Consider the following 22,737-nt stretch of genomic DNA (forward strand, 5'->3'; position numbering starts at 1 on the left):
ATCGCTAGGGCGCGATCGACAGGAAGACGAACGCGGCCAGGATCGCCAGGTGCACGCCGCCCTGGAGGGTCTGCGCGCGTCCCGGGACGATCGTCAGGATGCCCACGAAGCACGACATCACCAGCAGCACGATCTGCGTGGGCGCGAGGCCGAGGGTGAGCGGCCCGTCCAGCCAGATCATCGCGACCGCGATCGCCGGGATGGTCAGGCCGATCGAGGCCATCGCGGAGCCGTAGGCGAGGTTGAGCCCGTTCTGGACCCGGTCGGTGCTGGCTGCCCGGACCGCGGCGATCGACTCGGGCGCGAGCACCATCAGCGCGATCACCACGCCGACGACGGCCTGCGGCAGCCCGGCCGCCTGGACCAGGTGCTCGATGCCGCCGGACTCCAGCTTGGCCAGGCCGACCACGGCGACGAGCGAGACGAGCAGCAGGCCGAGGCTCCACCAGGCGTCGGCGGCGACGACCTCGTGCCCGTCGTCGCTGTCCGCCTCGCCCTCGGAGAGGTAGAACTCCCGGTGCCGCACGGTCTGGGTGAAGACGAACAGCCCGTAGAGGGCCAGTGAGGCCGTGGCGGCGAAGGCGAGCTGGGCGGCGGTGAACTCCGGGCCGGGCGCGCTGGTCGAGAACCGGGGGAGCACCAGGGTCACGAACGCGAGCGTGATGACCGTGGCGAACGCGGCCCCGGTGCCCTCGGGGTTGAAGTTCGCGTGGTGGCGCTTGAGGGCGCCGACGAGCAGCACCAGGCCGACGATGCCGTTGAGGCAGATCATCACCGCGGCGAAGACGGTGTCGCGGGCCAGCGTCGAGGTGTCCTTGTCCGAGGTCATCAGCATCACGATCAGGCCGACCTCGATCACGGTGACCGCGACCGCGAGCAGCAGCGACCCGAACGGCTCGCCGATCTTGTGCGCCACCACCTCGGCGTGGTGCACGGCCGCGAAGACCGCGCCGGCCAGCAGCGGCACCATCGCGATCAGGACGCCGTCCCCGGGGTGCTTCCCCCAGGCGATCGCGAGCACGACGGCGGCGAGGAGCGGGACCCACGACGTCCAGCGCCGGAGCAGGTCGACACGACGGGCGGGGGTGACGGCCATGCCCGGAGTCTAGGAGACCGGGGGAGCTCTCTTTCTCGGGCGACCCGGCAGGATGGGGCCGTGGCCCGTCCCGACCTGCGCTCCCTGCTCGGCCTCGACCTGCCCGTCGTGGCGGCGCCGATGGCCGGCGGTCCGACGACCCCGGGACTGGTGACCGCGGCGGCCGGCGCCGGCTCGCTCGGGTTCCTCGCCGCCGGCTACCGCACCGCGGCGGATCTCGCGGACCAGGTCGCGGCGGTGCGCGGCACCACCGGGCGGTTCGGGGTGAACCTGTTCGCACCGCCCGCGGTGCGGGTCGACCCGGCCGCGTACCGCGCCTACCGCGAACGGCTGCTGCCGTGGGCCGACCGGCTCGGCGTCGAGCTGCCGTCCGTCCCGGTCGAGGACGACGACGGCTGGCAGGACAAGGTCGCCGTGCTCGAGGACGCCGCTCCGCCGGTGGTGTCCTTCACCTTCGGGCTCCCCGACCACGGCACCGTCCGGAGGCTGCGCCGGGCCGGCAGCCTGCTCGCCCAGACGGTCACCTCCGCCGCCGAGGCGCGGGCCGCCGACGGTGTGGCCGACCTGCTGGTGGTGCAGAGCGGCGCCGCCGGCGGCCACCACGGCACCTTCACTCCGGCCGCGCCCGAGCCGACCCGGCCGCTGCCCGAGCTCGTCGCCGCGGTCCGCGCGGTCACCGATCTGCCCGTGATCGCCGGCGGTGGCGTCGGGGGAGCCGAGGACGTGGTGGCGGCACTGGCTGCCGGGGCCGATCTCGTCGCGATCGGCACGCTCCTGCTCCTCGCCGACGAGGCGGGCACCTCGGCGGCGTACCGGGCCGGGCTGGCGGACCCGGAGCGCGCCGACCCGGTCGTCACCCGCGCCTTCTCCGGGCGCCCGGCCCGTGGCCTGCCGAACGCGTTCCTGCGGGCGCACGACGCCGCGGCTCCGCTCGGCTACCCCGCGGTGCACCACCTCACCTCGCCGATCCGGCGGGCCGCGGCGGCGAACGAGGACCCGAGCCTGGTGAACCTGTGGGCCGGCGCCGGGCACCGCGGCGTACGGGCGGCGCCGGCGGCGCACATCCTGGGCGCGCTCGCCGGCCGCGCCTGACCGACTCGATCGCGGTGGGGGTTCCGCGTACCCTGGGACGGTTCCCCCGCCTTCCCCGAAGAGGTTCGCTGTGCCCGTCACCACCGATCGATCCCGGACTCCCGAGTCGGTCTTCCCCCGGCTGGAGCCGCACCTGCCGCGGGTCCAGAAGCCGATCCAGTACGTCGGCGGCGAGCTCAACTCGGTGACCAAGGAGTGGGGCGAGGACGCGACCACGGTCCGGTGGGCGCTGATGTACCCCGACGCCTACGAGGTCGGCCTGCCCAACCAGGGCGTCCAGATCCTCTACGAAGTGCTCAACGAGGCCGAGGACACCCTCGCCGAGCGCACCTACGCCGTCTGGCCGGACCTCGAGGCCGTGATGCGTGCCGAGGGCATCCCGCAGTTCACCGTCGACAGCCACCGGCCGGTGCGCGCCTTCGACGTGCTCGGGCTGTCGTTCTCCACCGAGCTCGGCTACACGAACATGCTCACCGCGCTCGACCTGGCGGGCATCCCGCTGCACGCGGTCGACCGCACCGAGGACGACCCGGTCGTGCTGGCCGGCGGCCACTCGGCGTTCAACCCCGAGCCGATCGCCGACTTCATCGACGCCGCCGTGCTCGGCGACGGCGAGGAGGTCGTCCTCAAGATCAGCGCCGTCATCCGCGAGTGGAAGGCCGAGGGCTGCCCCGCGGGCGCGATGGCCACCCCGCGCGACGAGCTGCTCCGCCGGCTCGCCGTCAGCGGCGGCGTCTACGTGCCGAAGTTCTACGACGTCGGCTACGGCGAGGACGGCGCGCTGCAGCCCGCGGTCCCGAACGTGCCCGGCGTGCCGGCCCGGGTCGCGAAGCACACCCTGATGGACCTGGACTCCTGGCCGTACCCGCGCAACCCGCTGGTGCCGCTGGCCGAGACCGTGCACGAGCGCTTCTCGGTGGAGATCTTCCGCGGCTGCACCCGCGGCTGCCGCTTCTGCCAGGCCGGCATGATCACCCGCCCGGTGCGGGAGCGCTCGATCACCACGATCGGCGAGATGGTCGAGAACGGGATCCGGAAGTCCGGCTTCGACGAGGTCGGGCTGCTCTCCCTCTCCAGCGCGGACCACACCGAGATCGCCGAGGTCGCCACCGGCCTCGCCGACCGGTACGACGGCACCAACGTGTCGCTGTCGCTGCCGAGCACGCGGGTCGACGCCTTCAACATCACCCTGGCCAACGAGTTCTCCCGCAACGGCCGCCGGTCCGGTCTGACCTTCGCCCCCGAGGGCGGCTCGGAGCGGATGCGCAAGGTGATCAACAAGATGGTCACCGAGGAGGACCTGATCGCCACGGTCGCGGCGGCGTACTCGCACGGCTGGCGACAGGTGAAGCTCTACTTCATGGTCGGGCTGCCCACCGAGACCGACGAGGACGTGCTGGAGATCGCCGACCTGGCGCGCAAGGTCATCCAGAAGGGCCGCGAGGTCTCGGGCCACAACGACATCCGCTGCACCGTCTCGATCGGCGGGTTCGTGCCGAAGCCGCACACCCCGTTCCAGTGGGCCGCGCACCTCGACCACGAGACCACCGACGCGCGGCTGTACAAGCTCCGCGAGGCGGTGCGCAACGACAAGAAGTACGGCCGCGCGATCGGGTTCCGCTACCACGACGGCAAGCCGGGCATCGTCGAAGGCCTGCTGTCCCGGGGCGACCGCCGGGTCGGGAAGGTCATCGAGCAGGCCTGGCGCGACGGCGGCCGCTTCGACGGCTGGAGCGAGCACTTCTCCTACGACCGCTGGATGGCCGCGGCCGAGACCGGCCTGGCCGGGACCGGCGTCGACGTCGACTGGTTCACCACCCGCGAGCGCACCTACGCCGAGGTGCTGCCCTGGGACCACCTGGACTCCGGCCTGGACAAGGACTGGCTCTGGGAGGACTGGGAGGACGCCCTGGACGCCGACTCGATCGACGTCGAGGACTGCCGCTGGACCCCCTGCTACGACTGCGGCGTCTGCCCCGAGATGGGCACCGACATCCAGATCGGCCCGACGGGACAGAAGCTTCTCCCGCTCAGCGTGGTGTAGCCGAGTCGTGTGCCCCACGACGCGCTCCGGCGCGTCCTCAGGCACACGACCGCGCTCGCTCAGACTTCCCGGGGCAGGTCCCGGGTGAACGCCAGGCAGATGACCGACAGGAAGCCCGCTGCCAGGAGCCCGGTCTTGAGTGCCTGGAGCTGCGCGTCGAGGTAGTCCTCCACGATCGCGTCGGTGGTGGCCTCGTCGAGGCCGGCGTCCTGGGCGGCGGTCTCGATCTGGGAGCGGTGCACGAAGTCGACCCCGGATCCGGTGGCGACGCCGACCTGGTCGGCGACCTCGCTGCTGATCCGGTCGTCGGAGGAGACGTTGTCGACGAAGGCCGAGGTGAGGCCGGACAGCACGATCGCGCCGAGCAGGGCGACGCCGAGCGAGGACCCGAGCTGCTGCCCGGTGAACTGCAGGCCGCCTGCCTCGCCGCGTCCGGAGACCTCCACCGAGGACTGCACGACGTTGCCGAGCTGGGAGGCGATCAGGCCCATCCCGATGCCGAGCACCGCCATCGACCAGGCGAACCCGCCATGGTCGAGCTCGGGGTCGATGGTGGCCAGCAGCAGGACCGTCGCGACGGTGGTCGTGGCCAGACCGGCGCGGACGATGGTCCGGACCGGGAAACGCCCCGACAACCGTGATCCCGCCGCGGACGCCAGGAACATCGTGATCGAGACCGGGAGCATCTTCACGCCGGTCTCCAGCGCGTCGAGCCCGATCACCAGCTGCAGGTACAGCGGGATGGTGAAGAAGACGCCCATCAGGATGAGGTTCTGGCTGAACAGGCCGATCAGTCCGGCGCGCAGAGGAGCGATCTTCAGCAGGGCCAGGTGCACCAGCGGGTCGCGTCCGGTCTCCTCGCGGCGGGCCTGCCACGCGGTGAACGCCCACAGCAGGCCGGCACCCAGGGCGATGACGAACGGCGTCAGGGAGAAGCCGAAGGGCGTGATCGGCGAGTCCTCCTTCGGCTTCACCCAGCCCCAGGCGCTGGACTGGAGCACGCCGAGGACGACGAGACCGAGGCCCGCGGCGGACAGCACAGTGCCGACGGCGTCGAGCCGCGGTGCCCGACCGGTCGGGGCGGCGTCGACCACCTTCGGGGTCATCGCCAGGATGATTCCGACCAGCACCACCTCGCCGGCGAAGATGATCCGCCACGAGTACTCGGTGGTGGCCCAGCCGCCGAGGATCGGCCCCACGGCGATCCCGGCGCCCGCGACGCCGCCGATCACGGCGTACGCGACCTTGCGGGACGGGCCCTCGAAGTTGCCGGCGATCAGCGCCACCATCGCCGGCAGGACCAGGGCCGCGCCGAGACCTTCGAGGATCGACCAGCCCAGGGTCAGCACCGCCACGGTCGGGGCCAGCGCTGTGATCGCCGAGCCGACCGCGTAGATGACCAGGCCGATCACGAACGTGCGCCGCCGCCCGAGGATGTCCCCGATCTTGCCGCCGGTCAGCATGAACATCGCCATCACCAGGCAGTAGAGCGTGATCACCGCCTGGATCGTGGTGACGGTGGTGTCGAAGTCGTCCACCAGCGTGCTGATCGAGACGTTCATCGCCGACTGGTCCAGGACCATCACGAACTGGGCGAGCGCGAGGGCGACGAGCGGCAGCCAGTTCGTCGAGGTGCGGGTGCCCGTTGCTTCCGGAGGCGCACTTGGCGGCATGGTGGTCGTCCCTTCAGTGCGCGTGACGTTCCGGGGTCGGTTCGGGACCAACATGGCAGCAAGTGGCCGTCCTTGTCATGCCCCGGCAACCGGCTCGGCGGCGAGCAGGGCGTCCAGCTCGGCGAGGATGTCGCTCAGCAGGACGTCCGGCTCCGGGACCAGACCCTCGTCGACGCACAGGCCGACGACCACGGATCCGGCGTAGCTGAAGAGTGCGACCCCGAGGCCGAGCTCGCCGGAGGTCGGGCCCCAGCCGATGCTCCCGGCCAGCGGCGTCCCGGCGAGGGTGACCGGGCGGCGTGGTCCGGGCACGTTGGTCATCACGCCGGTCCCCTTGGCGGTGAAGACGTCGATCGCGACCTGCTCGACCGCCCGCGGCGTGCGACCGATGACCTCGAGGATCCCGTACGACACCAGCCCCTGCGCGGAGTGCTTGATCCGGCGGGTCCGGCTCGCCAGCGCGCGGAGCCGGTCGTCACGCCGGGCGACCGTCAACGGCAGCTGCAGGTAGACCAGGCCGAACCTGTTGCCCAGCTCCGCGGGCAGCGGCTGCTCGAGGGAGCGCAGGTTGAACGGGACGATCGCGCGGACGTCGTGGACCGGGCTGCGCCGGCGCACCAGGTGGGTGCGGAGCGCTCCGGCGACGGCGGTCAGGAGCAGGTCGTTGACGGTGGTCCCGGTGCGGTGGCCGGCCTCGCGGACCTCGGCGAGCGGCAGCGGGTCGGACCACAGCACCCTCTTGCTCACGCCGGCCGTGCCCCGCAGGGCGGTCTCCCGGTCGGCGGGCAGGAGCGTGAGCTCGGCGAGGGCCACGCCCTGCGCGGCGAGCGTCCTGGTCAGGTCGACCAGATTCCCGGGGCGGAGCTGCGCGGTCAGCCGGAGGGGGTGCGCCGCCAGGTCGGCGAGGGCGTGAACGGCGCTCCCGGTGATCGAGCCGACGGTCTCGGCGGCGCCGCTCACCGGGGCCGACACCGGTACCGCTCCGGCCTCGGGGTCGTCGGTCAGGGAGAGCAGCAACCGGGTCAGCGCGATGCCGTCCGCGATCGCGTGGTGCATCCGGAACACGGCGGCGCAGCCAGTCCCGTACTCCGCGACGAGGTGGAGGTCCCACAAGGGTCGGCCGGGCTCCGGCGGGACGCTGACCAGCCCGCTGGCGAAGTCCTCGAGCTCGGCGCGCCCCGCGGGTGCGGGGAGCCGGACGTCGTGGAGGTGGTCGTCGAGATCGAAGTCCTCGACGTCCTCCCAGAACAGGCCGCCGTCCTCGACGACGCGCTGCCGGAAGCGCGGGAAGCGTGCCACCAGACGTTCGTCGATCAGGGCCCGGAGCCTCGGCCGGTCGACCGGCTCGTCGAACCACATCACCGTCGTGACCACCATCAGGTTCGTCGGGCGGTCCATCCGCAGCCAGGCGGCGTCGACCGGCGTCATCGGGTGGCGGCTCATCGGCGTGCCTTCCGTGGGCGGGCGAGCTCTTCCAGCTCGGCGAACCCGGCCTCGATACCGGACACGAGGACGGCGGCATCCGGGGTCGAGGCCCGGTCGGCCGTGATGCCGAAGAGCAGCCGGCCGTCGTACGACGTCACCGCGACGCCGGTGCGGAGCCGGTCGGCGATCGGGACATAGGGGTAGGTCGCGGTCATCCGCCGGCCGGCGAGGTAGAGCGTCGTGCTCGGTCCCGGCACGTTCGTGACCACGGTGGTGAGCGCCCGCTGCGGCAGCCGGAACGCCACGTGCAGGAAGCCCGCCAGCGCCGTCGGGGGCAACGCGCCGGCCACCGAGGTCGCCCAGGTCCCGGCCACGGCCTCGTGGGACGCCTTGGCCCGACGCATCCGGATCGAGACCTCGTTGAGCCGGTCCCGGGGATCCTCCAGCTCGACCGGAAGCGTGACGAGCAAGGCCGAGACCTCGTTGTCCAGGGTCGCGCTCCCCGGCGCCCGGACCGAGACCGGCACCAGGCACCGCACGCTCCGCGGGGACGTGTGCTCGCCGCGGAAGCGCTCGAGGTCGCGGAAGCCGCGGGTGACGATCGTGAGCACCACGTCGTTCAGGGTGCCGCCGAGCTCGTGGCGCACGGCGAGGGCCGCGGTGAGGTCGATCTCGGTCCACAGGAAGCGACGCTCCCGGTCCAGCGGACCGACCAGGCTGCTCACGGTGGTCGGGACCAGCGCCCGCGAGAACTCGGCCAGCCCGCGGGCGACGTCGTAGCTGGTGCGAGCGGCTGCGACGGGGTGCTCCACGGTGGCGCGGAGTCGTCCGGCCAGGCGGCGTACCTCGGCGCCTCGCAGCCGGGCCTGGTCGGCGACCGCGTCGGCGACCAGTTCCGTCGGCGTCCCGGAAGCCGGGCCGGAAACCGGGCCGGAAGCCGGGGCGGAAACCGGGGCGGTGCGCGGCGGGGGGATCCGTGCGCTCTCGGTCTCCGGACCGCCCGGTCCGGAGTCGAGCATGGCGGTGAGCAGGTCGGTCCCCGCGATGCCGTCTGCCATCGAGTGGTGCACCCGGGTGATCAGCGCCCAGCGGCCGTCGGCCAGTCCTTCGACCAGGAGGTCGTCCCACAGCGGGCGGTCGTGCGGCAGCAGCTCTGCCATCGCGGCGTCCACCACTTCGTGGAGCTCCGCCGTCCCGCCGGGCTCGGGTGCGGCGAGCCGACGCACGTGGTCGCCCAGGCGGAAGTACGGGTCGTCGACCCAGGCCGGGCGTCCCACGGAGAGCGGCACGTGGTGGGGGCGCTGCCGCAGGCGGGGGATCGCGCTGATGCGCCGGTCGAGGGCGCCGAGGATCTGTTCCTGCGGCGGCGTCGGCCCCTCGAACAGGGCGAGGCTCCCGATGTGCAGGGAGGAGTGCCCGTCCTCGAGGTGGAGGAACGCTGAGTCCAGCGCGCTCATGCGGTCCATGGCTCCAGTACCCCCTGCCTGCTCCCTTCCCGCACGGGCCGAAGGTCACGGATCAGGGGGCCGGCGGCCCCTGGGTCGCGAATGACCCGGATGCTCCATTGACCTCACGAAACCCCGGTCGGAGACTGAAAAGGTCGAGTGGAAGGGGACTGCGATGTCCTGGAACCTGACCGGCAGCTACGTGGAGACCTGCTCGTGCGAGCTGATGTGTCCGTGCAACCTCTCGTTCGACCACGGCGCCACCTACGACTACTGCCGGGTGACGCTCGCGTTCGACATCCGTGCGGGGGACGTGGACGGGACCGACATCTCCGGGCGCAAGGTGGTGATCATCGCGGACACCCCGAAGGTGATGACGGACGGCAACTGGCGGCTCGGCCTGTACATCGACGAGGGCGCGGACCAGGACCAGTTCGACAAGCTCGCCGGCGTCTTCTCGGGGCAGCTCGGCGGACCGATGGCAGCGTTGGCCCCGCTCGTCGGCGAGATCCTCGGGGTGGAGCGCGCGACGATCGAGGTCGGCGAGGACGGCCTGCGGCACACCCTGAAGGTCGGGGACGTGATCGACTTCGAGATCGAGGACATCGTCCCGTTCGGCGTCGAGACCGGGGAGCCGATCCGCTTCCAGGGCATGTTCCACCCGGTCGGCGACGACCTGACGATGGCGGAGGCGAAGCGCACCTCGATCAACGCCTACGGGATCGCCTACGAGGGCAGGACCGGCCTGTCGAAGTCGTCGTTCTCCTGGGCCGCCTGAGGTCTGCCCCAGATCCCGCACCGTGTCATGACGACCACCGGTGGGCCCGCCGCGGACACCGGACTGGCACCGGCGTACGCCGCCGCGCGGGCGCGCTGGGGGCTGGTCCTCGCCCTGGTCGCGATCGCCGTCGTCGGGTGGATCTGGACGATCCACGAGATGGACGGCATGGATGCGGGGCCGTGGACCAGCCTGGGCGGCCTGGCCTGGTTCCTCGGCGTCTGGGTCGTGATGATGGTCGCGATGATGTTCCCGTCGGTCGCACCGACCGTCGCGCTCTACACGAAGATGACCCGGACCCGGTCGCCGGCGTCGCCGTGGATCTTCGTCGGCGGGTACCTGCTGGTGTGGGCGGCCGCCGGCCTGGTCGCGTACGCCGTCGGGGCGGTCGTGAGCGCCGTCTTCGGCGACCGGCTCACCTGGCCGAACGCGGGCCACGTCCTGGCGGGGCTCACGCTGCTCGTCGCCGCCGGCTACGAGCTGACCCCGCTGAAACGGGTGTGCCTGGCCAAGTGCCGCAGTCCGCTCGGCTCGCTCCTCGGCTCCTGGCGCGACGGGCCCGGGGGAGCGCTCCGGATGGGGATCCGCAACGGTGCCTGGTGCCTCGGCTGCTGCTGGGCGCTGATGGCGTCCCTGTTCGCGCTCGGGGTGATGAGCGTGTCCTGGATGGCGCTGGTGGCGGCGATCATCGCGGCGGAGAAGCTGTTCGCCTGGCGGCACGTCCCGGTCGTGACCGCGGCGCTGCTGGTGGGCCTCGGCGTCATCGTCCTGGTCGCGCCCGACCTGCTGCCGGGGCTGACCATCCCGACGGACGGCATGATGCCGATGGGCTGAAGAACCCTTCCGCGGGTCAGCCGCTCGTCCGGATCTCCCGCGCCCCGAACCGCCAGTAGAGGACCGCGGAGGCTGCGATCCCCACAACGATCAGAGGCCAGGGGACGTGGCTGCTCAACTGCGCCGCGGCGTAGCCGTGACCGACAAGCAGCGAGCAGAACCCCAGAAGCATCGGCACGATCCACGCGAGCTCACCCATCCCCACGACGGCAACCGGCCCAGACGTGACCAGGAGGAATGCGACCTTCAGCGGGAGATCGGTTCCGTGGTCGTGGAACCCGGAGAGCACGAGGAGGGCGATCGCGGTTCCTGTCAGCGTCAGGGTGACAGTGGCGGCGCGGACTGCCGCGGACCGCGGCAGGGTCGCTTCGACCCAGGGAAACGCCGCGTAGAGCGGAACGACCACCAGGGACGGGATTGCCACTGCGACGAGGAAGGGCAGGGGAAGTGGCTGGCCGACGAGCGGAAGGGCGACTTCAACTGCCGGCCGCAAGGCACCGAGCACGACCATCGCCACCAGCGTCGTCACGACGAACGGCCAGCGTCCGGTTCGGACGATCGCCGTGGTGAGGTCCCCTCGCCGGTTCACGGTGCTCCCTCGTACGGTGCGCAGTCGCGCAGCGTGTCGTACGCCGTGCGGACCTCAGGGGTCACCGGACGAACCGTCTCCTTGCTGTGCAGCGTGGCGCTCAGCCAACGGGTGACGAGTGCCTGGGCGTCGATCAGGTCGCGGGGAGGCAGCGCCTCGCCCGCGAGGTCGCGGCAGTACGTCGGGCTCGCCAAGGTGAGAACCGCGCTGTCGAGGTCGTACCGTCCGCCCTCGAACTGTTCCGGTTGCAGGTTGAGGATCCCGGTGTCGGCCGGGAACCTGTGGCTGGGCAGTCCCCGCGGCATCGCGTACCGGTCGCGGAGGTCGAGGCCAGAGGCCGAGAGCCGACCATATTCCCGGGCCAGACCGTGCTGGGCCACAGCCAGGAGGTGGGACGCCTCCGGAGGGCCGCAGACGCGGGGGGCGCTGCCGAGACAGGTCTGCGGCGATCCGGAGACGGTCCGTAGCGGACTCGCTCCGGCCGACAGGGTCGCGAAGGCGACGAGAGCGGCAAGGGCGACAACGAGTGCGGGGACGGTCGCGACGAGGACGGACCTACCGCGCGCGCGGAGGTAGACGACCGCGGCCGCCGCGAGCCCGAGCCCGCCGTGAGCCGCCAGCAGCCCGGCGGTCCAGCGCGGATCGTGCTCGAGGCCCACCATCGTCCCGGTCGAGCGTCCGCCCAGGAAGAGCCCGTCGACCTCGAACAGGTAGCCGAAGGAGCCGGCGAGGTAGACGAGCACGGCGGCTACCGGCCCCGCGGCCCGGTTCGCGAGGGTGCACCCGATCGCTGCACCGATCAGCGCCGCAGCGACGAGCACGACGAACACCTGGATCGGCGACACGAGCGACGGCGTGCCGACAGGATGGTGGAACAGCACCCGGACGGTCGCGGCCAGCAGGACGAGCAGCCATGCTCCGCACGCCAGCACGATCGCGGCGACCGGGAGCACGAGCGCAGCAGCGGCGGCGCGCACGCTCCCGATCTCGACGGCGCTCACGAACGGCCCGATCCGGTTGGCACGGTCGTGCGCGACGATCCCGGCGACGAACGGCGCCAGCAACATCGTGCACGACCCGACGATGTCGAAGGACCAGTCCCACTCGTACTGCCAGCCGTTGCGGCTGAAGGTCACGATGAGCGCCAGGGCGACCATCCCCGGAAACGCGCACGCGGCCAGCGAGCGGCGGAGCCAGAGCGACACCATCAGCGGTCGACTCGGGTCGTGGCGAGGATCGAGAGGAAGCCCGCCTCGGGGGCACGCTCTGGTGCGGTGCCGTCGGGCGCGTGCGCGGCCAGACCACTGATCGAGCCGTCGTACCGGAGTCGGCCCTCGTCCAGGACGAGGACCCGCGCGGCGACTTCGGCGACGTCCTCCATCAGGTGACTGCTGACCAGGGTGGTCGCCCGCAGGCCCCGGAGCAGCTCGACCATCTGGCGGCGCTGCTCGGGATCGAGCCCGGTGCTCGGTTCGTCGAGCAGGAGCACCTCCGGTTCGCTCGCCAGGGCCTGGGCCAGTGCCACCCGTCGCTTCATCCCTCCGGAGAGTGCACCGAGCCTGTCGTGCTCGCGGTCCTCCAGCCGGACCTGCGCGAGGCAGTCGCGTGCCCGGGACTCGGCACGACTGCGCGACAGCCCGCGCATCCAAGCCAGGTACGTGACCGCCTCCAAGGCCGTCAGGTTCGGTGGGAACGTCATCGTCTGCGGCATGAACGCCACCCCGCGCAGGGCTTCATTGCGCTCGCGTCGACGGTAGGGAGAGGAACCGACGACCTCGACGCTGCCGCGCTGCGGGCGCAAGCACCCGGACAGGACCGAGAGCAGCGTCGACTTGCCGGCCCCGTTCACCCCGATCAGCGCAGTCGTCTCCTCGGGGGCGAGATCGAAGGTGACCCCGTCGAGCACCTTCCTGTCGCCGTAGGAGTGCGAGACGCCGGCGACGCGCAGGTGCGGTGCGGCGTTCAGAAGACACCCTTGGTCTGGCCGGAACAGGGATCCTTGGCCCAGGAGCGGTCGAGGCAGACCTTCGCGTAGCCGACCCAGCCTGCGGTCCCACTCGCCGCCGTGGTCGACTTGGTGGCCATCGTGGCGAAGGTCGATCCGCCGTCGGCCCGCCGGGACGACTGGACCTTGACGTAGTCGTTGTTCCCGCTGGCGTTGCCCTCGGCGTAGATCTGCCCATCGCCGGTTCGGGTGTCACGCAGCGTCGATGCGAGCTTCGCGCCGTTCCACCCAGAGCCGTAGAAGCTCCCGTATCCCTGACCGGCGGTGTGGCCGTCGTACGACACCGACAACGTGCCGTACGAGAACGCCTGTGCTGCTCCGGCACACCCGAGCACGATCAACAAGCTTGCGGCCCCGGTGCCGAGATGCCTCTTCTTCATTCCTACCTCCGAAATGCTGGAATCAGCGGACGAAAGGTAGACGTGGTGGCGGGCAGCGCGATTACGCGCCTCGGCGGGTGGATGCGAGGTGGAACGACCTGATGCGTCAGCCCGCGGTCACCGCCGCCGCGGTCCGGCTCAGCTCGGCGCGTACGACGTCCCGGTCGGCGCCCGCGCGGACCAGGTCGGCCGAGGAGCGCACCAGGCCGGCGACGAGGTTGGCCCGCACCCGCATGACGACGTGGTCGCCGCCGGCCGGTTCGCGCAGCAGCGGGGCCAGCGTCGCGTAGAGCTCGCGGTGGCGGGCGCCGATCTGCTCGCGCACCTCCGCGGGGAGGTCCTCGGACTCCAGCGACGCGGACACCAGCGCCGCGTGCTCGTCGTCGAGGAGGAAGTCCAGCTGGACGTCGAGCCAGCGGTCGAGCCGCTCGCGCGCGGCTCCGGGCGCGTCGATCGCCGCCCGGCTGGCCTCGACCAGCGGGGTCATCGTCGCCTCGAACCAGCCGGGGAGCAGGTGCGCCTTGGTGGGGAAGTAGCGGTACAGCGAGGTCCGCCGCAGGCCGGCCTCCTCGGCGATGTCGCCGAGGGTGACGTGCCGGTAGCCGCGGGCGTCGAAGAGCCGGCGCGCGGCCGCGATCACCGCGGCCTCCTGCTGGGCCACGTGCTCGGAGATGGTCGCTGCGTTGATCCGGGGCATGGTCAGCCCACGGTACTGGCCGCACGCTCCAACCGGACCTCGCGACCTGCCCCGGCGGCCTGGTCGCCGTCGTGGGTGACCAGCAGGGTCGCGGCTCCGAGCCGGGTCGTCTCCTCCAGCAGCAGCCGCATCACCTCGGCCCCGCGCACCGGGTCCAGGGAAGCCGTCGGCTCGTCGGCGAGCAGCACCGCCGGCTCCATCATCAGCGCCCGTGCCAGCGCCACCCGCTGGCGCTCACCGCCGGAGAGCTGGCCGGGCTGCGCGGACAGCCGGTCGGCGAGCCCGACCCGGACCAACAGCTCCTCGGCGCGGTCGCGCGCGGCCCGGTCGAGCCGGCCGTTGGCGTGCGCCACCACCTCGACCTGCTCGCGCGCGGTGAGCGAGGGGAGCAGGTTGGCGGACTGGTAGACGATGCCGATCGTCCCGCCGCGCAGCCGGGTGCGCTCCCGGTCCGGGAGCGCACCCGCCTCCACCCCGGCGACGTGCACGCGGCCAGACCCCGGTCGGAGCAGCAGGCCGGCGACGGCGAGCAGGGTCGACTTGCCGGAGCCGGACGGGCCGGTGAGGGCGACGGTCTCGCCGGCCGCGACCTCGAGGTCGACGGCGTCGAGGATGGTCAGGGTGTCGCGGCCGTCCGGGACGGTCACGGTGATGTTCTCGAGGACGAGGGACACGTGCGTTCCTTTCTCAGTCCACCTGGCGCAGCGCGCCGGCGGGGTCGACCCGGGTGATGCGGCGTACGGCGACCAGGCAGCCGGCCAGCCCGAGGGCGACCAGCAGGCCGACGGCGCCGAGCACGGATCCGGGTTCGAGCCGGAACGGCACGTCGGTGCCGGCGATCGCGAACCCGAGGAGGGCGGCGAGCCCGGCCCCGAGGGTGGTCGCGGCGAGCAGGACCAGCGCCATCTGGCCGAGCGCGTCGCGCAGCACGTACGTCGTCGAGGCGCCGAGCGCCTTGAGCAGGGCGATCTGGCGGGTCCGCTGGATCGTCCAGACGGTGAAGAAGGCGCCGACGATGAGCGCGGAGATGACCAGCAGGAAGCCACGGATCAGCGTCATCGTCTGGGTCTCTCCGGAGTAGCCGGGCGACCCGGCGTACGAGGCGGTCTTGGTGAGCGTCTCGGTCCCGGCGGCACGGTTCGCGTCGGCGAACGCGGCGGAGTCCGCCGCCGGGCCGCCGGCCCGCAGCGCGACGGCGGAGAACCGGCCGTGGGCGCTCTCGCCGTAGAAGAGCTTCTGCCAGGTGGCGAGCTGGGTGAACGCGATGTCCACGTGGCCGTAGGACCCGGTGTAGGTGAAACCGAGGACGGGCAGCCGGACGTCGCTACCGGCCACGGTGAGCTCGTCGCCCACCTCGATGCCCTGGTCCTTCAGGTCGTGGCTGAGCACCAGCCCGGGCGGTCCGTCGAGAGCGGCGCGGGCCTCGGCGCGCGGGGCGAGGAAGCTGTCGTGGGCGACGCCGAAGAGCGCCAGGCTGACCTTCTGCCCGTCGGGGCCCTGGGCGTTCGCGAAGGAGACGCCGACGGGGGAGGCGTCGACGCCGTCGACCTGCTGCCAGGGGGCGAGGTTCTTCTCGGTGAGCACCGATCGGCTGAAGGTGCCGCCCGAGTCCGGTTCCATCGCGAGGTGGGTGAGGGGGAGGCGGCGCAGGCCGGAGATACCGTCGTCGACCAGGCCGGCGGCGAGGCCGCTCAGCAGCGTGGTCATCAGTGCGACGAGCGCGATCACCACCCCGACGAGTGCGAATCTCCCGCGCGCGGCCCGCAGGTCCCGCAGAGCGACGTACATCCTGACCTCCCAGTCTTGGCGACACTACGTCGACATCTTATCGACAGGGTGTCGAGACCCAAGGTGAGGTGAGTCACCGTCGTGCCAGCTGGTCCTCCACGTACGCCGGCCGCGAGGCGACCAGGCCGACGGCGTACTGGGGGATGCAGAGCAGCAGGAGCACCGTGAGCGGCACCGTCCAGCCGCCGGTCGCCGCGTGCAGCGCCCCGACCCCGAAAGGCCCGACGACCGCGATCAGGTAGCCGACCGACTGCGTGAAGGCCGAGAGCGCGGCCGTGCCCGCGGGCGTGCGCGCCCGCAGGCCGATCAGCGTGAGGATGAACGGGAAGGTGCACGTGCCGGTGCCGATCGCCAGCGCCCAGATCAGCGCACCGCCCGTCGGCGCGACCAGCAGGCCGAGGTAGCCGATCGGGTAGAACGCCATGATCACGGTCAGAAGCACCCGCTGGTCCGGGACCCGGGCGGTCAGCCACGGGATCAGGAAGGACAGCGGGATGCTGATCCCGGTGATGACCCCGAGCAGCAGCCCGGCGTCGTGAGCGCTGAACCCGGCGTCGCGGTAGACCTTCGCCATCCAGCCGAAGATCGAGTACGCCTGTAGCGACTGCAGACCGAAGAAGACCGCCATCACCCAGCCGATCCGGGTCCGGGCGACGTCGGCGGTGCCGATGGTGCGTTCGGGGGTCTCCATCCGGGAGTCGTGCCGGACCAGTGCGATCCACGGGATCGCGGCGATCGCCGCGGTGAACGCCCAGGTGACCAGGCCGCGTCGCCAGTCGAGCTCGCCGCCGCCGTGCTCGGAGATCGGCACGGTGAGCACCGAGGCGCTGGTCAGGCCGATCGCCAGCGCCGTCGAGTACAGCGAAGTCATCAGCCCGATGCGGTTCGGGAAGTGCAGCTTCACCAGGGAGGGGAGCAGCACGTTCGCCACCGCCATTCCGGCGAGCGCGACGAACGACAGCACCAGGAACGCCGCCGAGCCGTCGACCTGGGCCCGCGCCCACAGCCCGACGACGACCAGCAGCAGCGAGAACAGGGTGCTGCGGTGCAGGCCGAGGGTGCGCGCCACCCGGGGCGCCAGCGCACCCACCGTCGCGAAGCTCAGAACCGGCAGCGAGGTGAGCAGGCTGGTCGCGGCCGCGCTCATCCCGAGCCCGGCGGAGACCTCGTCCAGGATCGGTCCGACGCTGACCGCGGCCGGGCGGAGGTTGAAGGCGAGGACGACGATCCCGACGACCACCAGGATCCGCTCGAAGCGGGTGTCCTGGTGCGCAGGTTCGGAGCTCACCTGCCGATCCAACCACCGAGGGGACCGGTACGCCGACCTCGGGGCGTTCGGGGGAGAGAACGTCCGTCGGGCAGCCCGCCAGAAACCTGAGGTGTTTGATCTATACCCTTTGTCCGTTTTATGCCACACTGGAGGAGCGCAGTCAGGACGACACGGCGCACCTGAGTTCGGCCAAAGCGGGAGGGAACCCGATGAGCGCAGTAGCACGATCCATCAGCCAGTCGCAGAGCGAGGCTCCGGCCGCTATGACCGCCATCGCCCGCGCCGAACGCGAGCTCGCGGACCTGTTCGGCTACGCCGGCCGCCTGCACCAGGCCAACATCGAGCACAACCCGCACTCCTGCGTGCTCTGCTTCGAGCAGCGCTGAAGCGCTACACCCCGATCGACCGCAGGTAGGCCTCGCCGAGACCGCCTGCCCCGAGGATCGAGATCCACGCGCCCAGCAGCATGAACGGGCCGAACGGCACTGCGGTCTTCCGGTCGGCCTGGGTGCCGATCAGGAGCACGACGCCGACCAGGGCGCCGAGCAGGAACCCGCCGAAGGCGCCGGTCAGCAGCACGCCCCACGACAGGTACCCGAGCACCATCCCGATCACTCCGGAGAGCTTCACGTCGCCGAAGCCCATGCTGCGCGGCGAGATCATCGCGATCACGAAGTAGAAGGCGAACAGCACCGCTGCGGCGATCAGCCCCCGGACGAACGCGTGCAGGTCCCAGTCGATCAGCAGCAGCGCCGCCAGCACCGGGTACGCCGGCAGCACGATCACGTCCGGCAGCCGGCGTACGTCGAGGTCGATCAACGCGAGCGCGATCGCGATCGCCACGAACGTCAGGTACGCCGGCAGCAGCGCCGGGTGGTCGGCGAACCGGAGCCCGGTCAACGCGAACGCGACCCCGGTCCCCGCCTCGACCACCGGGTACCGCAGGCTGATCGGCTCCGCGCAGTCGAAGCACTTCCCGCGCAGCAGCAGCCACCCGAGGACCGGGATGTTGTGCCGCTTGCGGATGGGGGAGTCGCAAGCAGGGCAGTGCGACGGCGGGCTTACGACGGACTCGCCGCGTGGGACACGGTGGACGACGACGTTGAGGAAGGAGCCGACCATCAGGCCGAGCAGGCCGGCATAGGCGGTCGTGAGGACCGCCTGGACGTGCTCGCTCAGCGGTTGTGGCTCCAGCTCAGGATGCTGACCTGGCGACCGGGCGGAGCGGGCGCCCCGCTCGGGTCCCAGATCTGCACGCGGGAAGTCAGCGCCGTGGCGGCACTGGTGCTGCAGGTCGCCTGTCCGGGGCAGAGATGGACCTTGAGGTCGACGCTCGAGTTCGAGTACCCGTAGCCCGGCGAATTGTCGGGGATCTCGAAGATCGGGCCGGTCCAGCTCGGGTTGCCGTTCGTGATCGCGAACTCCACCTGGCGCGCGACGATGCCGAACTTGGCCACTTCGGCGCTGAAGTTGCCGAGCTGGACGTCGACGTCGGCGAGCGGCACGTAGGTCGTGCCTTGCAGGTAGAGCAGGATCTTGTTGTTGCCGCCGGGCATCGACAAGAACTTGCAGCTCGGCGCGGTGCCGTCGACACAGGTCCCGGTCTCGCCACGCAGGACCGGGACGTAATAGGTCAGGTCGAGCGTGATCATGTCGACGGTGGTCGTCGCGTTGTTCTTCTTCGCGTTCGCGGTGTAGGCGACCGAGGCACTGGTGTACCCGTTGTCGTGCACGGCCGTCTGCAGAGTGTTGAGGTTGGCGCCGGTGATCGCCAGATCGGTCGTCACCATGGATGCCGAGGCGGTCAGGGGAAGGGCCGCGGTCGTGGCGGTCCCGATGGTCACCTTCGCGGACGCGTTCGAGTTCGAGGTCGCATCGGCATCCTGGTGGCGCACGTGCAGCGTGGCCGCAGTGAGGACCGCGCCCTGGGGCACTGTGGCGCTGGGTGCGAAGCCCTGGGCGGTCAGCGACGTGCTCTGCGCACTCGCCGAGGTCGTCGTCCAGGTCGCGACCTTCGGCGCTCCGTCAGCAGCGGCCAGATTCGCCGTCGTCGCCCCGGTGAAGAGGCCGGGGGCAGGGACCGAGGAGGCGGTCCGCGCGGTGTCGGTCGTCGCTGTCGGCGTGTTCCCGGTCTTCAGTCCGTAGACAACGATCGGCGGCCGGTTCGAGTGGTAGCTCCCGCAGAGCTCGACCTGAGCGTTCTTGTCGACGTACATCTGGCTGCTGCCGCCGAAGACGAACTGCACGCCGACAGCGCTCGTGTCCGTGATCGGGCTCTGGCACGAACCCGGGAGCGTGGGGTTGCTCGAAGGTTGCGAGATCACGGTCCCACTGGCGTTCACGGGAGTCCCGCCGATGATCGCGTTGCCGCCCGTGCGCCACACGTTCCCGCTCGTCCCGTAGAGGTTGCTGGGGCAGACGTTCGCGCAGCTGTCGTTGTGGAAGTCGAAGTAGTACGTACCGGGCTTGAACCAGGCGACCGAGCACAGGCTGGTCGCGGCGGACAATGTGGAGGCGTTGTCGTAGTAGCCCGGCTGGAAGATCGCGATGCCGCCGGTGCAAGAGGTCGGGGGCGTCTGGAGTGTCGGGACCGTGCCACCGAGATCGTCGCTGTAGTTCGGGTCGCTGATCTTGACGCCCGCGTTGCAGTGCTTGGTCGCCGGTGCCGTCACCGTCGTGTTCGTGCAGGCGCCGTAGGCCCACGCATCACCGGCGTCCAGGGTCACCTGCCCGGCGATGGTGCTGTTGGAGTAGATGCCGCCGTGGACCTTCAGGTTGTCCGAGGTGGTGAGCGGGCCGTTGAGCGTGATGATGGCGTAGCCCGGCTTGTTGCTGTTGTTGATCGGGACCGGCGAGCCCTGCTGGCCGGTCCCACTGACCCCGGTGCACTCGACGACCGCCGAGGTCGGGTTCTGCTGCGATCCGGTGGCCGGGTAGAAGTTGTTCAGCGCCAGGGTGTCGGTGCCGTTGTTGCCGACGGTGTTGCCGAAGCACCCGACTCCGTCGAGGCTGTTGTTGAAGCCGCTCTCGTTCGGGTTCGAGGCGAAGCCGGCACCGGTGCGGAGGTTGTTGATGGCGATCTTGGCCGCAGCATCGGCGGCATAGGACGTTCCTGCGGCCGACCGCAGCTCCACGGTCGCGCGCAGGCTCCCGTTGCCGCGGGTGAGTAGTGCCGTGACCACCAGGGCGATCGTGGTGGTGATGAGCAGAGCGAAGATCAGGACCGCGCCGTCGTCGCCGCGGGCTGCGGCGATCCGCTGCCTGAGGAGCCTGGTCATGTGTTCCTCCGCTCACCCGTGAGGGTTGCGCTGTAGTTCACCGCGCCCGGGTCGTCCGGGTCGTTGGTGGTGATGGTCATGGTCACGATGTCTGGGACGGAGGAGGCGGAGCCGTTGCAGCCGCCCGGGCACGACACCGTCGGTGTACCGGTGAGGTTCCTCGCCACGGTGACCACCGAGTCCTGCGCCGATCCCGTGCAGCGGACGCGGACGAGCTCGTACCGGGTTCCGGACGGCTTGGTCGCGTAGGCGACCGTCACGGTCGTCGGGGTGTCGGTCGCCGAGCTCGTGGTGTAGTTGCTCCAGCCCAGGGTCACGAACGTCGTGGTGCCCGCCGGCATCGAGCAACCCGGCGTGATCCCGGTGTTCCCGTTGGCCGCGACGGACTGCTGCAGCGGGTACATGTGCACCGAGGGGCTGCTGTCGTAGGTCGTGGAGCGGATCCCGGTGCTGGCGACGTCGCGCTGCCAGTACGCCGCGGCGAACTGCACGTCGTGGGATTCGGTGATCCGGGAGGCGGTGGCGGTACTCGTCTTGAGGAAGCCGACGATGACCCCGGTGAGGGCGGCCACGATGATGCCGACGATCGCGACCGTGATCACCAGCTCGACCAGGGTCACCCCCTCGTCGCCGCGCTCTTGCGTGAGCTTCCGCGTGTTCACGTGCATGCGGCCACACTCGGATCGCACGGCTTGCGGAGGATGACGACCAGCTTCTCCGTGGCCCGTGAGTCGGAGCTCGCGATCCGGAGCGTGACCTGCTGGACGCCCGTGTCGCTGTTGCAGGTGGACGCTGCGCCCGCTGTGTTCACGCTCTTGGCCGCGTCCTGGGTCGCGGTGTAGCCGGACGGCAGGTCGAGCGTGCTCGTCACCGAACCGACCAGGTAGGCGTTGGCCGCGGCGCACGGCTTGTAGTTCGTCGTTCCCGTCTTGCCGACGTACTGCTCGATCGCTTCGGCGAGGCTGCGGACGTAGGCGCCGCCGGTGGTCTCCTTGCGGTGGATGTCCGATGCCTTGACCGAGAGCTGCAACCCCGCCATCACGGCGGCCCCGGCGATTCCGAGGATGACGACCGCGACGAGGACCTCGACCAGGGTCTCGCCCCGGTCGCCCCGTGCAGCGGCTCTGGGATCCTGCATCAGACGTCCACCTGGTTGAAGATGCCGTACATCGCGGAGACGAGCGCGATCGCCACGAAACCGACGATCACCCCCATGAAGATGATGATCATCGGCTCGAAGAGCGCGGTCAGCTTGTTGATCTTGTACTCGAGCTCGGCCTCGTAGTACTCGGCGGTGACTTGGAGCTGGGTGTCCAGCGAGCCGGTCTCCTCGCCGACGCGCAGCATCTGCGTCGCCGCTCCGGGGAACAGTTGGGTGCGCGCCAGCGGGGTGGCGATGCCCTGACCCTCCAGCATCGACTCGCGGACCTCGCCGAGCCGGCGCAGGAACACCCGGTTGCGCAGCGACTCCGTCGCCACGGACAGAGCCTCCGGCAGGTTTACGCCGGCACCCACCATCGAAGAGAGGACCCGGCAGAACCGCTCGACCAGCGCGTACTGGATCGTCTCGCCCACGACCGGGATCTTGAGGAAGAACGCGTCGCGTGCGTAGCGGCCACCCTCGAAGCGCAGGATGATCCAGCCGATCAGCGCGAGCAGCGCCGCGCCGCCGAGCAGTGCCCACCAGTACTCCTGGAGGAAGTCGGTGACCGCCAGCAGCATCCTCGTCGGCAGCGGCAAGGTCGCGTCGAGGCTGGAGAAGAACTCCTTGAACTTCGGCAGAACGTAGATCGCGAGCACGCCGACCGTGACGACCGACATCAGGGCGATCACGGCCGGGTAGATCGTGGCGGATTTGATCTTGCGGCTCGCCTCGAGATCGCGCTCCAGGTAGCGAGCAAGTTGGGCGAGCACGACGTCGAGCTCACCGGTGAGCTCGGCCGAGCGGACGATGCCGCGGTAGAAGCTCGGGAAGACCTTCGCGTGCCGTTCCAGGCAGTCGGAGAACTTCTCACCGGTGCGCAGACCGTCCTCGATGTCCTGCATCATCCGGCGGACCGAGGAGTTCTCGGCCTCGGCCCCGATCGAGTGCACCGCGTCCAGGATCGGCAGGCCGGCTCGGAGGAACGCCGCCATCTGGCGCGACATGTGCATGACCTCGGCCTTGGTGATGCGCGGCCCGGTGATCTCGAACTGCAGGATGCTGGTCTTCTCGGTGACCTTGAGGTCGCGCAGCTCCCGCTCGTAGAGCGCGAGCTCGGCATCGGTCCGGCTGGGGGCCTTCTCGGTGCCCTTGACCTGGGCGCCGGTGACGTCAGTTCCGACGTAGGCGTACTTCGGCAT

The 22,737-nt window shown here is 71.0% G+C and carries 22 protein-coding genes; 5 read left to right on the forward strand and 17 right to left on the reverse strand.

The window, feature by feature from the left end:
* Positions 1 to 4 precede the first annotated feature (4 nt).
* Positions 5 to 1,096 carry a calcium:proton antiporter gene (locus tag AB4Y76_RS09470; protein WP_441924509.1) on the reverse strand — a complete coding sequence of 364 codons (1,092 nt, stop codon included), beginning with the start codon at positions 1,094 to 1,096 and terminating at the stop codon, positions 5 to 7.
* 60 nt (positions 1,097 to 1,156) lie between these two features.
* Here AB4Y76_RS09470 and AB4Y76_RS09475 point away from each other — a divergent pair, with 60 nt between their 5' ends.
* A complete protein-coding gene (locus tag AB4Y76_RS09475; protein ID WP_441924511.1) occupies positions 1,157 to 2,188 on the forward strand; it encodes a nitronate monooxygenase in 1,032 nt (343 codons plus the stop codon).
* Positions 2,189 to 2,258: 70 nt separating this feature from the next.
* Positions 2,259 to 4,232, forward strand: a complete 1,974-nt coding sequence (locus tag AB4Y76_RS09480; protein ID WP_441924513.1) for a TIGR03960 family B12-binding radical SAM protein — start codon at positions 2,259 to 2,261, stop codon at positions 4,230 to 4,232.
* 59 nt (positions 4,233 to 4,291) lie between these two features.
* Here AB4Y76_RS09480 and AB4Y76_RS09485 read toward each other — a convergent pair whose 3' ends face one another.
* From AB4Y76_RS09485 to AB4Y76_RS09495, 3 genes are all read right to left on the reverse strand, one after another.
* Positions 4,292 to 5,905: an MFS transporter gene (locus AB4Y76_RS09485; protein WP_441924515.1), complete on the reverse strand. Its 1,614-nt coding sequence runs from the start codon at positions 5,903 to 5,905 to the stop codon at positions 4,292 to 4,294.
* A gap of 75 nt (positions 5,906 to 5,980) precedes the next feature.
* Positions 5,981 to 7,348: a wax ester/triacylglycerol synthase family O-acyltransferase gene (locus tag AB4Y76_RS09490; RefSeq protein ID WP_441924517.1), complete on the reverse strand. Its 1,368-nt coding sequence runs from the start codon at positions 7,346 to 7,348 to the stop codon at positions 5,981 to 5,983.
* Positions 7,345 to 8,796 (reverse strand): wax ester/triacylglycerol synthase family O-acyltransferase, encoded by a 1,452-nt coding sequence (locus AB4Y76_RS09495; protein ID WP_441924519.1) that lies wholly within the window; start codon positions 8,794 to 8,796, stop codon positions 7,345 to 7,347. Before AB4Y76_RS09495 ends, AB4Y76_RS09490 begins: the two co-directional genes overlap by 4 nt.
* 154 nt (positions 8,797 to 8,950) lie before the next feature.
* Here AB4Y76_RS09495 and AB4Y76_RS09500 point away from each other — a divergent pair, with 154 nt between their 5' ends.
* Together AB4Y76_RS09500 and AB4Y76_RS09505 are read left to right on the forward strand one after the other, a co-directional pair.
* On the forward strand, positions 8,951 to 9,553 hold the full coding sequence (locus tag AB4Y76_RS09500; RefSeq protein ID WP_441924521.1) for a DUF1326 domain-containing protein: 603 nt from the start codon (positions 8,951 to 8,953) through the stop codon (positions 9,551 to 9,553).
* 27 nt (positions 9,554 to 9,580) lie between these two features.
* Complete coding sequence (locus AB4Y76_RS09505) at positions 9,581 to 10,387, forward strand: DUF2182 domain-containing protein (protein ID WP_441924523.1); 807 nt, start codon at positions 9,581 to 9,583, stop codon at positions 10,385 to 10,387.
* A 16-nt stretch (positions 10,388 to 10,403) separates the two neighbouring features.
* Here the strand turns inward: AB4Y76_RS09505 and AB4Y76_RS09510 are convergent, their stop codons facing one another.
* From AB4Y76_RS09510 to AB4Y76_RS09545, 8 genes are all read right to left on the reverse strand, one after another.
* Positions 10,404 to 10,916 carry a hypothetical protein gene (locus AB4Y76_RS09510; protein ID WP_441924525.1) on the reverse strand — a complete coding sequence of 171 codons (513 nt, stop codon included), beginning with the start codon at positions 10,914 to 10,916 and terminating at the stop codon, positions 10,404 to 10,406.
* A 56-nt stretch (positions 10,917 to 10,972) separates the two neighbouring features.
* A complete protein-coding gene (locus AB4Y76_RS09515) occupies positions 10,973 to 12,184 on the reverse strand; it encodes a hypothetical protein (RefSeq protein ID WP_441924526.1) in 1,212 nt (403 codons plus the stop codon).
* Positions 12,184 to 12,882, reverse strand: a complete 699-nt coding sequence (locus AB4Y76_RS09520; protein WP_441924528.1) for an ABC transporter ATP-binding protein — start codon at positions 12,880 to 12,882, stop codon at positions 12,184 to 12,186. Before AB4Y76_RS09520 ends, AB4Y76_RS09515 begins: the two co-directional genes overlap by 1 nt.
* 56 nt (positions 12,883 to 12,938) lie before the next feature.
* Positions 12,939 to 13,361 (reverse strand): hypothetical protein, encoded by a 423-nt coding sequence (locus AB4Y76_RS09525; RefSeq protein WP_441924530.1) that lies wholly within the window; start codon positions 13,359 to 13,361, stop codon positions 12,939 to 12,941.
* 106 nt (positions 13,362 to 13,467) lie between these two features.
* Positions 13,468 to 14,058: a TetR/AcrR family transcriptional regulator gene (locus AB4Y76_RS09530; RefSeq protein ID WP_441924532.1), complete on the reverse strand. Its 591-nt coding sequence runs from the start codon at positions 14,056 to 14,058 to the stop codon at positions 13,468 to 13,470.
* 2 nt (positions 14,059 to 14,060) lie between these two features.
* The gene (locus tag AB4Y76_RS09535) at positions 14,061 to 14,732 is read right to left on the reverse strand and encodes an ABC transporter ATP-binding protein (protein ID WP_441924534.1); all 672 of its coding nucleotides are present in this window, start codon (positions 14,730 to 14,732) and stop codon (positions 14,061 to 14,063) included.
* A 13-nt stretch (positions 14,733 to 14,745) separates the two neighbouring features.
* A complete protein-coding gene (locus AB4Y76_RS09540) occupies positions 14,746 to 15,846 on the reverse strand; it encodes an ABC transporter permease (RefSeq protein ID WP_441924536.1) in 1,101 nt (366 codons plus the stop codon).
* Between the two features lie 73 nt (positions 15,847 to 15,919).
* A complete protein-coding gene (locus AB4Y76_RS09545) occupies positions 15,920 to 17,134 on the reverse strand; it encodes a CynX/NimT family MFS transporter (protein ID WP_441924538.1) in 1,215 nt (404 codons plus the stop codon).
* Positions 17,135 to 17,379: 245 nt separating this feature from the next.
* Here AB4Y76_RS09545 and AB4Y76_RS09550 point away from each other — a divergent pair, with 245 nt between their 5' ends.
* Positions 17,380 to 17,502, forward strand: coding sequence for a hypothetical protein (locus AB4Y76_RS09550; RefSeq protein ID WP_441924540.1), 123 nt, complete (start codon positions 17,380 to 17,382; stop codon positions 17,500 to 17,502).
* Positions 17,503 to 17,506: 4 nt separating this feature from the next.
* Here the strand turns inward: AB4Y76_RS09550 and AB4Y76_RS09555 are convergent, their stop codons facing one another.
* From AB4Y76_RS09555 to AB4Y76_RS09575, 5 genes are read right to left on the reverse strand one after another with little or no spacing between them, the layout of a single operon-like run.
* The gene (locus AB4Y76_RS09555; protein WP_441924542.1) at positions 17,507 to 18,238 is read right to left on the reverse strand and encodes a prepilin peptidase; all 732 of its coding nucleotides are present in this window, start codon (positions 18,236 to 18,238) and stop codon (positions 17,507 to 17,509) included.
* A 53-nt stretch (positions 18,239 to 18,291) separates the two neighbouring features.
* Positions 18,292 to 20,394 (reverse strand): hypothetical protein, encoded by a 2,103-nt coding sequence (locus AB4Y76_RS09560; protein ID WP_441924544.1) that lies wholly within the window; start codon positions 20,392 to 20,394, stop codon positions 18,292 to 18,294.
* The gene (locus AB4Y76_RS09565) at positions 20,391 to 21,062 is read right to left on the reverse strand and encodes a type II secretion system protein (protein ID WP_441924546.1); all 672 of its coding nucleotides are present in this window, start codon (positions 21,060 to 21,062) and stop codon (positions 20,391 to 20,393) included. The genes AB4Y76_RS09560 and AB4Y76_RS09565 overlap by 4 nt, the downstream gene beginning before the upstream one ends.
* Positions 21,053 to 21,532, reverse strand: coding sequence for a type II secretion system protein (locus AB4Y76_RS09570; protein WP_441924548.1), 480 nt, complete (start codon positions 21,530 to 21,532; stop codon positions 21,053 to 21,055). The genes AB4Y76_RS09565 and AB4Y76_RS09570 overlap by 10 nt, the downstream gene beginning before the upstream one ends.
* Positions 21,532 to 22,737, reverse strand: a complete 1,206-nt coding sequence (locus tag AB4Y76_RS09575) for a type II secretion system F family protein (RefSeq protein WP_441924550.1) — start codon at positions 22,735 to 22,737, stop codon at positions 21,532 to 21,534. The genes AB4Y76_RS09570 and AB4Y76_RS09575 overlap by 1 nt, the downstream gene beginning before the upstream one ends.

Source organism: Marmoricola sp. RAF53 (assembly GCF_052114005.1).
Lineage (GTDB): Bacteria > Actinomycetota > Actinomycetes > Propionibacteriales > Nocardioidaceae > Marmoricola.

Bases quoted from the DNA above. Each gene is read 5' to 3' on its own strand.
- AB4Y76_RS09470 (WP_441924509.1), bottom strand. From the start codon at position 1,096: ATGGCCGTCACCCCCGCCCGTCGTGTCGACCTGCTCCGGCGCTGGACG.
- AB4Y76_RS09485 (WP_441924515.1), bottom strand. From the start codon at position 5,905: ATGCCGCCAAGTGCGCCTCCGGAAGCAACGGGCACCCGCACCTCGACG.
- AB4Y76_RS09490 (WP_441924517.1), bottom strand. From the start codon at position 7,348: ATGAGCCGCCACCCGATGACGCCGGTCGACGCCGCCTGGCTGCGGATG.
- AB4Y76_RS09495 (WP_441924519.1), bottom strand. From the start codon at position 8,796: ATGGACCGCATGAGCGCGCTGGACTCAGCGTTCCTCCACCTCGAGGAC.
- AB4Y76_RS09500 (WP_441924521.1), top strand. From the start codon at position 8,951: ATGTCCTGGAACCTGACCGGCAGCTACGTGGAGACCTGCTCGTGCGAG.
- AB4Y76_RS09505 (WP_441924523.1), top strand. From the start codon at position 9,581: ATGACGACCACCGGTGGGCCCGCCGCGGACACCGGACTGGCACCGGCG.
- AB4Y76_RS09515 (WP_441924526.1), bottom strand. From the start codon at position 12,184: ATGGTGTCGCTCTGGCTCCGCCGCTCGCTGGCCGCGTGCGCGTTTCCG.
- AB4Y76_RS09525 (WP_441924530.1), bottom strand. From the start codon at position 13,361: ATGAAGAAGAGGCATCTCGGCACCGGGGCCGCAAGCTTGTTGATCGTG.
- AB4Y76_RS09530 (WP_441924532.1), bottom strand. From the start codon at position 14,058: ATGCCCCGGATCAACGCAGCGACCATCTCCGAGCACGTGGCCCAGCAG.
- AB4Y76_RS09540 (WP_441924536.1), bottom strand. From the start codon at position 15,846: ATGTACGTCGCTCTGCGGGACCTGCGGGCCGCGCGCGGGAGATTCGCA.
- AB4Y76_RS09550 (WP_441924540.1), top strand. From the start codon at position 17,380: ATGACCGCCATCGCCCGCGCCGAACGCGAGCTCGCGGACCTGTTCGGC.
- AB4Y76_RS09555 (WP_441924542.1), bottom strand. From the start codon at position 18,238: ATGGTCGGCTCCTTCCTCAACGTCGTCGTCCACCGTGTCCCACGCGGC.
- AB4Y76_RS09560 (WP_441924544.1), bottom strand. From the start codon at position 20,394: ATGACCAGGCTCCTCAGGCAGCGGATCGCCGCAGCCCGCGGCGACGAC.
- AB4Y76_RS09565 (WP_441924546.1), bottom strand. From the start codon at position 21,062: ATGCACGTGAACACGCGGAAGCTCACGCAAGAGCGCGGCGACGAGGGG.
- AB4Y76_RS09570 (WP_441924548.1), bottom strand. From the start codon at position 21,532: ATGCAGGATCCCAGAGCCGCTGCACGGGGCGACCGGGGCGAGACCCTG.
- AB4Y76_RS09575 (WP_441924550.1), bottom strand. From the start codon at position 22,737: ATGCCGAAGTACGCCTACGTCGGAACTGACGTCACCGGCGCCCAGGTC.